Below are 13219 nucleotides of genomic sequence, written 5' to 3' on the forward strand. Positions count from 1 at the left end.
AACCGCCAGCCCATGAAATCCCGCGTCCACACAGGACCGAACCTCATCTACTCCGTAGGTACCCAGGTCGTTGCACTCAAGGCCGTTCAAGGGTCCGACGGGAAGGCTGTGCACCCGGCGGGGGCAGTGGGCGTGGTGGTGCGTTCGCCGCTGGATCAGAATCACTCCTATCGCATCCGCTTTCCGGATGGCTTCGAAGCGCTGCTGCACCATCACCAATTGATGTTGCTCGCCCAGTGGAAGGCGATGCCATCCGGCCAGGGCGACGTGGGCCACTCCAACCCAGCCCTGTCGACGCACGGGCTGTTCGACCGCGTGATCTATCGGTGCGTGGTCGGCTCGCGGGCGTTCGGGCTCGACACCGACGAGTCGGATACCGATCGCCGCGGCATCTACCTGCCATCCGCCGAGCTCGAATGGTCGTTGTACGGTGTGCCCGAGCAACTGGAAAACGAGGGTTCCGATGAGTGTTATTGGGAAATCCAAAAATTCCTGGTCATGGCCCTGAAGGGGAACCCCAACATTCTGGAGTGCCTGTATACGCCGCTGGTGGAGTTCGCCACGCCGCTGGCCGAGGAGCTGCTGGCGATGCGCGACGCCTTCCTCTCGCGGCTGGTGTACCAGACCTACAACGGCTACGTGATGAGCCAGTTCAAGCGAATGCAGGCCGACCTCAGGAGCCACGGCCGCATCAAACCCAAACACGTCATGCACCTGGTGCGACTACTGCTCTCGGGCATCCACGTGCTCCGCGAGGGTTTCGTACCGGTCGACGTCGGCCAGCACCGCGAGCGACTGTTCGCGATCAAGACGGAGCAGATGCCATGGGACGAGATCGAGGCCTGGCGCAAAGAGCTGCATAAAGATTTCGACCGGGCGCTCGAAGAATCGAAGCTACCGGAGCGGCCGGACTACGAGCGAGCGAATGCATTTTTGGTGCGGGCGCGGAGGTTGGCGGTGGGAGAGGAGTTGCCGTGACAGACAACACACATGCAATTAATGCGAAAAACACAGAGTTCACAGAGAGGCACTGAGCTAAGGCAAGCCCCAAACTCTGCGACCTCTGTGTTCTCTGTGGTTAGATAGATTGATATGAACGCCCAAACCATCGACTACTCCAAACTGCAGCGTCAAGTCGACGCCCACCCGTACCCGCTGCTGTTCGCCACGATCAGCGGCGCGCACCTCTATGGTTTTCCATCGGCTGATTCCGATTTTGATTTGCGAGGCGTGCACCTGCTGCCGCTGGAGCAAGTAGTCGGTTTGGACCCCGGTGAAGAGACCGTCGAAAAAGAGGGCATCCACGATGGGCTGGAGATGGACCTGGTGACGCACGACGCGAAGAAGTTCTTCACGCTGATGCTCAGGAAGAATGGCTACGTGCTGGAGCAGTTGCTCTCGCCTCTGGTGGTGCATACCACGCCGGAGCACGAGGAACTGAAGTCCATCGCCCAGGACTGCATCACCAGGTTCCACGGGCACCACTACCTCGGCTTTGCGGCAACGCAGTGGAAGCTGTTTGGCAAAGACGATCCGCCGAAGGTCAAGCCCCTGCTGTACGTCTATCGCGTACTGCTGACCGGCATCCACCTGATGCGAACCGGCCAGGTGGAAGCCAATTTGCTGACGCTCAACCAGGCGGCCAAGCTGCCCTACATCGACGAACTCGTGGAGCGAAAGCTCGCGGGCGCCGAAAAGGGCACACTCGACACGGCGGACCTCACGTTCCACGAGCGGGAGTATGTGCGGCTAATCGGTGAGCTGGAGTCTGCAATGGAGAAGTCGACTTTGCCAGAACAAGCGACTGGTAAGGCGGTGCTGAATGACTTGCTGGTACGGCTGCGGACGGAACGAAAGGAATAGTAAGTAGGTCAATGCCTGAACTCGCCATCCCCAACCTATCCCTCGTTGTCCTGATCGGCCCCAGTGGTTCCGGCAAGAGCACCTTTGCGCGCCAGCATTTCCTGCCGACCGAGGTGCTCTCGAGTGATTATTGCCGCGGATTGGTGAGCGATGACGAAAACAATCAGTTCGCGACAAACGACGCCTTTGATGTGTTGTACTACATCGCCGGTAAGCGGCTCGCGGCGGGGCGGCTGACCGTGGTCGATGCGACCAACGTGCAGCGGGAGGCGCGGGCGCCGCTGGTATCGCTGGCGAGGAAGTACCACACACTGCCGGTGGCCATCGTGTTTAACCTGCCAGAGGATCTCTGCCAGGAGCGAAACCGCGACCGAGCGGATCGGGAGTTTGGCCGGCATGTCATTCGTCAGCAACGCTCGCAGCTGCGGCGGTCGATCAAGAGCCTCAAGCGGGAGGGCTTTCGCCATATCTTCGTGCTCAACTCGCCTGAGGAGGTCGACGCGGTCACCATCCAGCGAACGCCGCTGTGGAACGACCGCCGCGACGAGCACGGTCCGCTGGACTTCATCGGCGACGTGCACGGCTGCTGCGACGAGTTGGAAGAGTTGCTCGTGCAGCTTGGCTATGAAAGTCAGCCGATCGGAAGCACTGGCCCGGGCTGGTCACCCCTGCACTATGTGCATGCCGCCGGCCGCAAGGCGGTGTTCGTCGGCGACCTGGTCGATCGCGGACCGAGGGTCCTCGACACCGTGAGCCTGGTGCGGAACATGGTCGCCTCGGGCAACGCCCTGTGCGTGCCGGGCAACCACGACACGAAGTTGATGCGCAAGCTTCGCGGCCGCGACGTGCAGATTGCGCACGGGCTGGCCGAGTCGCTCGCAGAAATCGACGCGGTGCCCGAAGACCAGCGAGACACCTTCACTAAAGAACTGGCGGACTTTCTCGACAGCCTGGTGAGCCACTACGTGCTCGACGATGGCAAGATTGTCGTTGCGCACGCCGGGATGAAGGAATCGATGCAGGGGCGTGGTTCCGGTAAGGTGCGCGATTTTGCCCTGTACGGTGAGACCACCGGCGAGACCGACGAGTTTGGCCTGCCGGTCCGCTACCCGTGGGCCGCCGAGTACCGTGGCAGCGCGATGGTGGTGTACGGCCACACGCCGGTGCCCGAGACGGAGTGGCTGAACAAGACGATCAACATCGACACGGGCTGCGTATTCGGCGGCGCGCTGACCGCGCTTCGCTATCCGGAACTCGAGACGCTCTCGGTCAAGGCCCAGCAAACCTACTGCGAGCCGGCCCGGCCGTTTCTGGCGGACGATCAGAAGTCGCCTGCGCTTTCCTCGCAGCACGCGCACGACGATCTGTTGGACCTGGCCGACGTGACCGGCAAGCGGATCATCTCCACCCGGCTGCGGCACAACGTGACCATCCGCGAAGAGAACGGCACCGCCGCCCTGGAGGTGATGAGCCGGTTTGCCGCGAACCCCAAGTGGCTGGTCTATCTGCCGCCGACGATGTCGCCTTCGGAAACAAGCACCAAGCGAGGTTACTTGGAGCATCCCGAGGAAGCACTGGCCTACTACCGCAGCCAAGGCATGCCGCAGGTTGTGTGCCAGGAGAAGCACATGGGCTCGCGGGCGGTGGTCGTAGTGTGTCGAGACGAAGCAGCCGCGGCGGAGCGATTCGGCGTGGAGGGCGAAGCCGGCATCATCACCACGCGTACCGGTCGCCGGTTCTTCAACGACACTGCGCTCGAAGCGGTGTTGCTCGAACGGGTGCGTCAGGCGCTCACGAAGGCCGGTTTCTGGGATGAGTTCGCTACCGATTGGGTGGTGCTCGACTGTGAGTTGATGCCGTGGTCGGCCAAGGCTCAGGAATTGCTAAAATCGCAGTACGCCGCGGTGGGCTCGGCGGCCCGGGGCGCACTACCGGCGGTACTCGAGTCGCTTCGCGCTGCAACTTCCCGACTGCACGGAGAGGAATCCGAACTTCTGGAAGGTCTTCAGGAGCAATTCGAACAGCGGGCCGAAACCGCCGGGCAGTTCGTCGCCGCCTACCGCCACTACTGCTGGCCAGTGGAGTCGGTGGACGACCTTAAGCTCGCACCGTTTCACATCCTGGCCACCCAAGGTCGCACGCACGTGCAGCAGAACCACCACTGGCACATGCAGACTCTCGCCAAGGTCTGCCAGCAAGATCCACAGGTGATGCTCGCCACGCCTTATCGCGTGGTCGACGTGACCGACCAGGAGCAGGTGGCCGAGGCGACCAACTGGTGGACCGAACTTAATAGCCGCGGCGGCGAGGGCATGGTAGTCAAGCCGCTAGACTATATCGCCAAAGGCAAGAAGGGCTTGCTGCAGCCGGCCGTGAAGTGCCGGGGCCGCGAGTACCTGCGGATCATCTATGGCCCGGACTACACGAGCGACGAGAACCTGTCGCGGCTACGCAAGCGGGGGCTCGGCGCGAAGCGTTCGCTGGCCCTGCGTGAGTTCGCACTGGGCATCGAGGCGCTCGAGCGATTCGTCCGCCGCGAACCACTCCGGCGAGTGCACGAATGCGTGTTCGGTGTACTTGCGCTCGAGAGCGAACCGGTCGACCCGCGACTGTAGATCACGAACCCAAGCACATCCGAGTGCCTCGTTTGCAGGCGGCGCGATTGTCTTGCGTTTACTGTCGCTGCAGTTCGGCAATTCGCCCCGCCATGGCCCGTTCGATCAACTCGCAGCAGGTCACCACATCCAGCCGGGCAGTGTCGATGGTCAGGTCGTAGTCGTGGCAGTTGTTCACATCGCGATGGAAGTACTCCCTGACGAACAGTGCACGATCTTTGTCAACCTGTTTGACGTGCTTGATGGCCTCCTGCCGGCTGGGGAAGTTCTCGGCCACGCGGTCAACGCGATGTTCATACGGGGCGATCAACCGGACCCGCAGGGTGTGCTCGGGAGGTAGGATCTGAGCCGCCCCGCGTCCCAGCACGATGCAATTGCCGTGCATGTACAACCCGGCCAGCAGCTTGTGGAGCAAGGCCGCGTAGCCAGCCGCGGTCATCGGCCGATCGGTGCCCAGCGACTTGAGTATCTCCGAGAACCACGCCGGCCGCGACTCATCGAGGTCGCTAAGCATCTTCTCCTGAACACCCGATTTCTCGGCGATGTGCTCCAGCAGCTCGCGGTCGTACAGCGGCCAGTCCAGTCGCTGCGCCAGGTTTCTCGCGACACTACCACCACCGGCACCTCGCTCGCGGCTGATGGCCACCGTCAGATGCGGAGGGGTGGAATCCTGTTTGTGTGAAGTCTCTAAAACCCCACGTTCCCGCCAATGGCGGTAAGCCCGGTCGAGACTCTCTCCAAGCCGGTTTGCATGCGTGGTCATTTGAGCGTCTCCTTTTACAAGGAACCAAACTGACAACTCAAATTATACGCAATCCGTATGCCAAAGCGTCTGCGGCCGCTGTACAGACGCAATGCACGACGAAAACTGCCCGTCGGTGCTTGAACTTCTTCGCATTCTACAGGGCAGTGTGCAAATTCGCTCACATGCCAGGGGCCGCAAGCATCTCCCCCATGCTGGGTAACGGCGAAACTCGCTGTGCGAGTCAGGGGGTGGCGGCCGGCTTCTTGATTTGCACCGTGTCGAACAAACGGTCGTCGAGGTCGTACGATCTAAGCTCCAAGGTTTGCCCATTGATATGCACCATCACGTAGTGATGGCCGCGGCGGACCTGGTTCTGAAAGAACGGACGATACGGCCCCGGGGTTTCCAAATTGCCGCCGCCACCGCCAACGATCATGTAGATCGAGCCCTCTTGGTCGTCAGCCGCCTGACCGTCTTTCACGGGCCACGTTCGCTCGTAGGAATGGATGTGACCGTTCCACACGATGTCGACCTTGTGCTTGTCGTACAGCGTCGAAAGCTGCCTGGCACGCAGATCGCCCCGCGAACTCTTGTTGGTCTTCCACAAGTCGCCGTAGTCGTTCTCGTCCGACGAATAGGGTGGGTGATGGTGGCAAACAAACTTCCACTTAGCCTGCGACTTGCCCAACTGCTCGTCCAGCCACTCGTACTGCTCGGAACCAGGACCCACGTTGCGATTGGAGTCAATCATGAAGAATTGCGCGTCGCCATAGGGAAACTCGTAGTAGTACTCTGGGCTCGGGAGCGACATGTACTCGTAGTAGTTGCGTGCATTCTGCTCATGGTTGCCGAGCACCGGGTACATCGGCACGCGAGAGATCAGCTCGTGCATGCCGGGAAAAAAGTGCTGCGTCCAATGCGAGTCGTTTACGCCGGTGTCGACCAGATCGCCAGGGTGCAACAAGAAGCTCGGCCGCTGGGCCCACGCGAGCTTCGACAGCTTGCCGGCCACCACGGGATGCATCTGCGTATCGCTGATCACCGCAAACGCAAACGGCGTGCCTGGTAGCACCGCGGTCGAGAATGTGGAGACGTCGCTGGTGACAGTCTGGCCCCCGTCGTCCTTCGACTCCACACAATAGAAGTACAGGGTCTCGGGCTCGAGCCCCGTGATGCGAACCTCGTGGATCTCGGCCGCATCGCCCTCCACCTGCTGAGGACAATCGGCTGTCTCGCCATAGTGCACGATCGACGAACCGGGCAGCGTGGTTTGCCACATTACGGTCATGCCATCTTGCGTACCGTACTGCAGGTAAGGCTCGACCATCATCGCCAGGGCGTCGGCTCGGGCGTCGGGTTCGATGGTGGTCAGTTTCACCATGTGCGAAAAAGCGTGCTGCACCCACTGGGCCTTGGCGGCCATATCGTACACGCTGGCCTCCTTTAATCGGCCCCGCAGTGGTGTCGCCTCGGCATCGAGCAGCCCACCCAAGGCGTACTGGGTGCCTGCAGGATTCCAGGAAACACCGTCCGTCAGTTGCAGTTCTGCATCGAGTTGACCGTTGACGTACAGCTCGGCCAGCGAACCATCGAATACGCCCGCCACATGCACCCATTGGCCTTTTTGGTACTTGGTCGATCCACGAAGCACCTGTACCTGACCATCGGCGGTGCGAAGGCGAAACGTCGGCACGTGTTCGTCGTACCCGAGTGACCACGCCAGTTGTGGCTTTCCCTGATCGTCTTGATACGCGGAGACGATGCCCCCTGTGGACTCGGCTTCGTCGATCAACACCCAAGCGGCCACGGTGAGGACTTCGGCCGGCGTGGAGTCAGCATCGCTCGGCGCCGCGTCGGAAACACCCGCCACCTGGCGGTCGTCCGTCAGATCGAGCGACTGCCCATAGGCATCGTTCACCACGCGGACGCTGTCGGCCAGCCTCAGGTCGGGCCCTAGCCGCGCCCGACACACACCATCGACGATCGAAGCGCGTTTGAACGTCCAATGGGCCACGGGATCGGGGCCCTGGTGAGCGAGGGTAACGGTGGTGCAGCAGGCCAGGACCAGCCACGCAAGACTGAAGCGACAGAAGTGCGAAGTCATCGACAACAACTCTTTCTGGAGGAAATGCCAAGAGCGAGGGTGAGAATCAAAAGCTAGGTGGAGTGCGGCTCGGGTACAGTCTCGCCGGCGAGCGAGCGGACCACTCCACAAAGATAGCTACCAAGGCAAACTAGCGGCGATCGGCTCCCCCCGTGGTGAGCACGCGGCTATCGCGGTTACCCATGTCGCTCCAGACCTGCGGATCGATATTCTCCTCGACCTGCTCGAGATGCCCGTCAACAAACAGCATCTGCACGATGCCGGAGTGCTCGCTGCCGAAGCTCAGTTGCAGGGCCTGGCACTGGGGGGTCGCACCACTGGTGCAGATGCCGCGGTTCTCGGCGCTCGAACGCTGCAAGTTGATGCCAACGCCTGTGGAGCCAAGGAACTCGGATGGATCGCTGAAGTCCTCTTCCGAGTTGCCGATCTTGGTATCAATGTCGTCGCTTCCCCCGTACCAGTGATCCTTGCGATTGCCTTCCACGGCCTCCGACTGCCGGCCGTCGGTTTCGATGGTCTCGGTGTCGGACACGGCCTCGCCAACCATCACGGTATTCGACGTACCATCCGTGATGCGCCGCAGCGCGATGGAACCACCCTTGCGATCCTGCTTGTGATGGACACCCACCATCACGCCGTCGGCACCTTCGTATAGCGGATTCTCCTTGGGATGCTTCTTATGGCGAATCCAGAACGTGGGGTACTGCGATTGAATCAACCCCGAGGAGACCCCCAGGTACGAACCTGGCACACGCCGCATCACGAGCCAATTAACCGCCGAGCGATCGTACATATGTTCGGGCAGGTCCATCGACGGGCAGCGGAACACGGGGAGCACGGTCTCGACGAGTGCAATATTGCGGTACTCGTTGGGCAGGTCGCCCACGCTGGCGTATTCGCCATTGTTGTAGGCCCACTGATAGTTTCCACTTTCGTCCTCACCAATCGTGAGGTGCGAAAACAGGGAGCCTTGCTCCAGGTGAGGCAAGATAAATGCCGACCATGCACTGCCTTCGCCCAGGTAGGTGCCCGGCGGCAACACTCCCCGGGTCGACTCGTAATTCAAAGCGGCCAAGCCGATTTGCTTGAGGTTGTTGCTGCACTGGGTGCGGCGGGCGGCCTCGCGGGCTGCCTGCACCGCCGGCAGCAACAAAGCTACCAGGATTCCGATGATGGCGATCACCACCAGCAGTTCGACCAGGGTAAAGGCCGCCTTGCGACCTGTGCTTCCGTTATCTTGGTTGGTCATTGCTACTCCATAGCCTCGATTTGCCAGCCGTTTGGTTAACATGTTTATTCCGTCTGCCTAGCGCTTGCTCCGCTCGGGCCAAGCGATTCTACGCGCACTCCGCCGATCTCACTTGACCGCCAGCGCAAAACATTGGGCGACCTGCCGGCTAGCGGGCCACCGGTCGTCGTATCCTGCCCCACACGAGCGTCACCGTGGCGGCAAAACCCACCAGCACGGTGGTCGATGGCTCGGGCACTTGGGTCGACGAAATCAACCGCATCGCGAAGGCCCCTGCAGCGGGGTTGGCGTTGTTCAGGATTGCCCAGTCTTCCAGATCGACTTTGCCGTTGTAGTTGAAATCGCCCAGCGCCCGCGTCGACAGATCTCCCACCAACCGGCTGGTCACCGACTCGTCGAACGGATCGATCGACTGCAAGCGATTCTCGAACAACCAGTTCGACACAAACAACGACGCATCGGCCTCGCTGACCATGTCGTCGCCGTTGAGGTCGCCGTCCACGGCCGGGGCAAATGCTTGGGCGTAGCCGTTATCGCGTTGAAATACGTACTCGCCCCAGTCGTTTAGTTGGTTATTACCAATGCCGTCGAGGTTGTCGTTGTCGTTCAACCCCATGACGAACATCTCGAGGTCGTCTACTACCCCGTGGAAGTAGAAGTCGTCCTCAGGCGTGCTGCTGCCAAGGTTGCGGTCCAGCACCTCGGCATCGGTCCGGGCACCAACGTATAGCGGGCTGGTGTCCAGGGCGGCGATGTTGGTGAAAAGGTCGCCCTCGCCGATGTTTACCACCGTTTCGATGGCATAGTTGCCAAAACCGACCGCTTTGGCCACGCCGTCGACGTAGAGAATCGAGCCATTGCCCGGCCCGCGTGGTCTAACCACCTCCAGATGGTACCACTGGTCGTCTACCGCGGTGACATCGGTGGTGTAGTCGCCGGGAGTGATCTCCGGCTCGCCCACGTTCAAAACGTCGTCGTCGGTGCCCAACACGCCATCGTCACCGGGAAGCACCTCGATGTCGATGTCGAACTCGCTCGCGTAACGCATGGTGAACTTGCCTTCGTTGTCGATGAACACGCCATGTTGCTGGCTATCCATCACAATGTGCTGTTCGCCAGCGGCTACGTCGGTCGGTTTGACCCACAGGTCAAAGCCGCGGTCGTTGATGCGGAAGAAGTTCAGCGTTCCGCCCGGGTTCACGAGCGACGCAATCGACGAAGGCGACTGCTCGGGATAGTTGAGCGCTTCGCCAAATCCGGTTCGCAGGTACTGGCGGTCGAACGCGTTCTGGTTCAGTGCGATCCCCAAGCCACCGTTGCCGTCGGGTCGGTCGCTGGTGTCGGCATACGTGGGAAACAGATTGAAGCGTCCCTTGGCCACCAGGTCGATCAACTGATTAAAGTTGGCCTGTCCGGCGCTGTCGTAGGTGATGGTGTTACCGCTGTTGTCCGTCAGGCTCATGGCCGCTCCGGCAACTGCCCCTGGATCGTTGTCGCCAAAGCGGTAGTCGCGATCCACGAACGGTTCGGGCGGCAACTGAGCCTTGGCAGCTGCGCCCATCATGCAGGCGATGGCCAGCACCGCGATCGACAGGGTTTTGCCCACGCGGATCCGACGCAGCAAACCACACGACACAGCAGCCACCAGCAGCACCACCGTGCCGGGCTCGGGCACTTGGGAACCAGCCACCAGATTTGACGAGGCGAACGTGACTCCGAAGTTCTCCTTCCACAGGGTGTAGTCGGCCGCGTCGACCACGCCGGCGCTGCCCCCGGTTTCGTCGCCATTGCCGCTCAGATCGGCGGTGCCACCTAGGTTGTTGCGCCACACGTTGTAGTCGGCCAGATCGACGAAACCGTCGCCATTGAAGTCGCCGTCCAGGGAAACCGATATGTAGCTCACCACCGCAGGCGCAAATGCCGTATCGGACGAGCGGGCCAGCACCTGGCCGAACTCGTCCGTCTGCATGAACGAGTAGGCCAGCTGCAGGTCTTCGCCACCCACGAGCGTGTCGTACAGCTTTCCAATCGACAGCGACTGCCCCGGCGCGATGACCGTTTCGCCATTGAGGAAAGCTTCGAACACCAACTCGGGGGTAGCGAGCACCGTGTTCCAAGCATCGCCAGGGCCGCTGCCACCGCTATCGACATTGCGGGCGTCGAGGTTCGAAAGCTGCCAGTCACTGGGCATCAGCGCCCCCGCTTCGCTGCTGATGGAGTAGCCAGTCAGCACCACCGGATCTTCCGATACCGAGACCAAAGCCGCTTGCCCGTTGTTCGCATTGATGTGCAGTTCCAGACTGGCGGGGGGTGGGGGTGGAACGAATCGAGTAATCGAATCGGGATGTGGTTCATGCAACAGGCTTACGGGTGGCACATAGTTGTCGGTGTTCACAATCCAACCCTCGGGCCCCTCCTGCGAATAAACCGCATCGCCCAGGTCTCTGTTTTCATCGATGGCCTCCCCCAGCACTACGCTCTCGAAGTTTTCGAACATGAGCGATCCGGTGCCACCCGATACGGTGATATTGTCGATGGCCCACCACCAGTCGTTCGTGGCGTTAAACAGGTTGAAGCCCAGTTGCATGGTGGTGGCTGCACCCGCCGATGGCAGGCTCACGTTGACCATCTCGTTCGGCGCGTCTTCTTTGAAGTTGGGGTCGGTCGCGTCCGAGCTCCACTGAAACACCTCGGTGGCCACGCCGTCGTAAAACACCTGAAGACTGGCGCCCTGGGTGTCTTCGGGCCGCCAACTCGAGGCGAATGTCAGACTCAGCGAACTCGGGTCGACGCCCGTCAGGTCGATCGCCGGGCTGCGCAACTGGCTGTTGAAAGTGTAGATGCCGCCGGGACCACCGATGTCGTCCCATTCGTCCGGGTCGGCAATCGCCACGACGCCCGACGCATTGGTGAACTCGGCACGCCGCTGGTTGCCGGCTACGTCCGCCCACCATTCGCGGTCGGCGAAGCCCCACTCTTCCCATTCCGTCACGCCCACACCGTCGCTCAAACGCTGGGCATGACTGTGTTCGGCTGCCAACAATAGGCTCAAGCCAACCACTGCCGTGCCAACGATCGTCAGCCCTCGGGCAGGACGGTGGCCAATGGTCCATCTCACTGCCCCGGCAACCATGGCTAGCGCCATCAAGCCAAGTATCGTAGAACTGGGCTCAGGCACGACCGCACCGCTGAGCGCCGCGGCGAATGCTCCCGCTCCCAGGATGGCGTCGAACTCGCGCTGGAAAGCGACGAAGTCGCCCGCGCTCAGCTTGCCATCGTCGTTCAAGTCGCCCTTCAGATAGGCTTGGGCAGTGGTAAGCTGCGAAAGGTCCGCCTGGTCCGTGATGTCGATAAACGCGGTCCAGTCGTCGATGTCGACGGTTCCGTCGAAATTCAGGTCGAGGAACTGATACGACTGTCCGCCGTTGCCTACGAACTCCAGCAGGCCGGTAATTTGGTCGTCGCTACCTTCGACCAGGTAGTTGAACTCGATATCACGATTCTCTTCGAAGTACCGCAGCCAGACGTCTTCGCCCAATTGAATCGAGGCCCCGGCAGCCAACGTGGTGCTGCTCAGGTGCAGTTCGGACAGGTCGTTCACGTCGCCGCCCACCTGCGTGGCTTGCACCCAGTTGGAATCGGACGCCGACAGAAAGTTGGCGGCCGCCTCGTCGAACGCTCCTTCTTCGGAACGAAGAGAGTAGCCCCGCAGCTGAACGGGGGAGCCGGTGTTGTTGAGAATGGTAACGGTGCCGTTGTCGCGGTCGAGAATGGCCTTCAACACGCCATCGGCCCCCTGGTTGTCGCCAGTGAAGACCCGCACGTTGTCGACGGCCCACCACCAGTCGTTATTGCCCTGCAGGCGGAACTCGAATTTCACACTAGAGGCACCGGCCGGAATGTCCTGCAGTTCGTAGGTCAAACTTTCGTCGTGGGCCTGATCTTTGAAGTTGGGATCGGTGGGCACCGATGTCCAGATGTCGAGCACTTCGGGGTCACCAACATTGTAAGTGGCGGTCAAGGTGGCCGTTTGCTGATCCTCGTCGAACCAGGATGAACTGAAATTCAAACGCACCGGATCGGTAACGCCAGCGATCGAGATGCTGGGCGTGACCAACGTGGAGTCGAATACGCCATTCTCGGGCAGCAAGTCGTCTTCCGAACTTTGATCCGGGTTGCCAAAGTCGTCCCATTCGTCGGGATCGGCCACCGCGATGGTACCCACGCCGCTGACAAAGTTGGTGCGGCCCTGGTCGCCGGCAGTCTCAATCCACCACTGCTTGTCGACAAACCGCCAGCCTTCGAACTCGAGCACCCCACTGGCGGGATCGCCCAGCGAACTGGTCAGGTTCACCTCGGTCCAACCGGCGGGACCATCCGGCCCCACGGTTTGCCAAGCGTTGCGGCTGCGGAGCTCCGATTCGAACGTCACGGTCGGCTGCAACGCGACCCCTTCGAAGTCCTCGGAAAACAGGTCAACCGCGGTGGCCGGTCGTGTGGAAAGCGCCAGCACAAAAAGTATCGGCAAGTGTACGCGTCGTGCGATCAATAGCTTCGGCATAGTGGTAAACGTCTTTGAGAACAGGCGGCAAGGAGTAGTGGCGTCCGATGGTCCGCGATCAACAGCTGGCCGCCAGCGGGTG

General features: G+C 61.1%; 7 protein-coding genes. 3 read left to right on the forward strand and 4 right to left on the reverse strand.

Annotated features, from left to right (window positions below; genetic code table 11):
* Window positions 1–12: 12 nt before the first annotated feature.
* The 3 genes from NG895_RS00575 to NG895_RS00585 all read left to right on the forward strand — a co-directional run bounded on the left by NG895_RS00575 (window position 13) and on the right by NG895_RS00585 (window position 4478).
* Window positions 13–978, forward strand: coding sequence for a nucleotidyltransferase domain-containing protein (locus tag NG895_RS00575; protein ID WP_252850489.1), 966 nt, complete (start codon window positions 13–15; stop codon window positions 976–978).
* A 114-nt stretch (window positions 979–1092) separates the two neighbouring features.
* The gene (locus NG895_RS00580; RefSeq protein ID WP_252850490.1) at window positions 1093–1863 is read left to right on the forward strand and encodes a nucleotidyltransferase domain-containing protein; all 771 of its coding nucleotides are present in this window, start codon (window positions 1093–1095) and stop codon (window positions 1861–1863) included.
* Window positions 1864–1874: 11 nt separating this feature from the next.
* A complete protein-coding gene (locus NG895_RS00585) occupies window positions 1875–4478 on the forward strand; it encodes a polynucleotide kinase-phosphatase (protein WP_252850491.1) in 2604 nt (867 codons plus the stop codon).
* A 58-nt stretch (window positions 4479–4536) separates the two neighbouring features.
* Here the strand turns inward: NG895_RS00585 and NG895_RS00590 are convergent, their stop codons facing one another.
* The 4 genes from NG895_RS00590 to NG895_RS00605 form a co-directional block, all read right to left on the reverse strand.
* Window positions 4537–5241: a cytidylate kinase-like family protein gene (locus NG895_RS00590; RefSeq protein WP_252850492.1), complete on the reverse strand. Its 705-nt coding sequence runs from the start codon at window positions 5239–5241 to the stop codon at window positions 4537–4539.
* 223 nt (window positions 5242–5464) lie between these two features.
* Complete coding sequence (locus NG895_RS00595) at window positions 5465–7327, reverse strand: LamG-like jellyroll fold domain-containing protein (RefSeq protein WP_252850493.1); 1863 nt, start codon at window positions 7325–7327, stop codon at window positions 5465–5467.
* 130 nt (window positions 7328–7457) lie between these two features.
* Window positions 7458–8576, reverse strand: coding sequence for a DUF1559 domain-containing protein (locus NG895_RS00600; protein WP_252850494.1), 1119 nt, complete (start codon window positions 8574–8576; stop codon window positions 7458–7460).
* A 148-nt stretch (window positions 8577–8724) separates the two neighbouring features.
* Window positions 8725–13137, reverse strand: coding sequence for a hypothetical protein (locus NG895_RS00605; protein ID WP_252850495.1), 4413 nt, complete (start codon window positions 13135–13137; stop codon window positions 8725–8727).
* Window positions 13138–13219 lie beyond the last annotated feature (82 nt).

The sequence above is a fragment of the Aeoliella straminimaris genome (genome assembly GCF_024054565.1).
In the GTDB taxonomy this organism is placed as follows: domain Bacteria; phylum Planctomycetota; class Planctomycetia; order Pirellulales; family Lacipirellulaceae; genus Aeoliella; species Aeoliella straminimaris.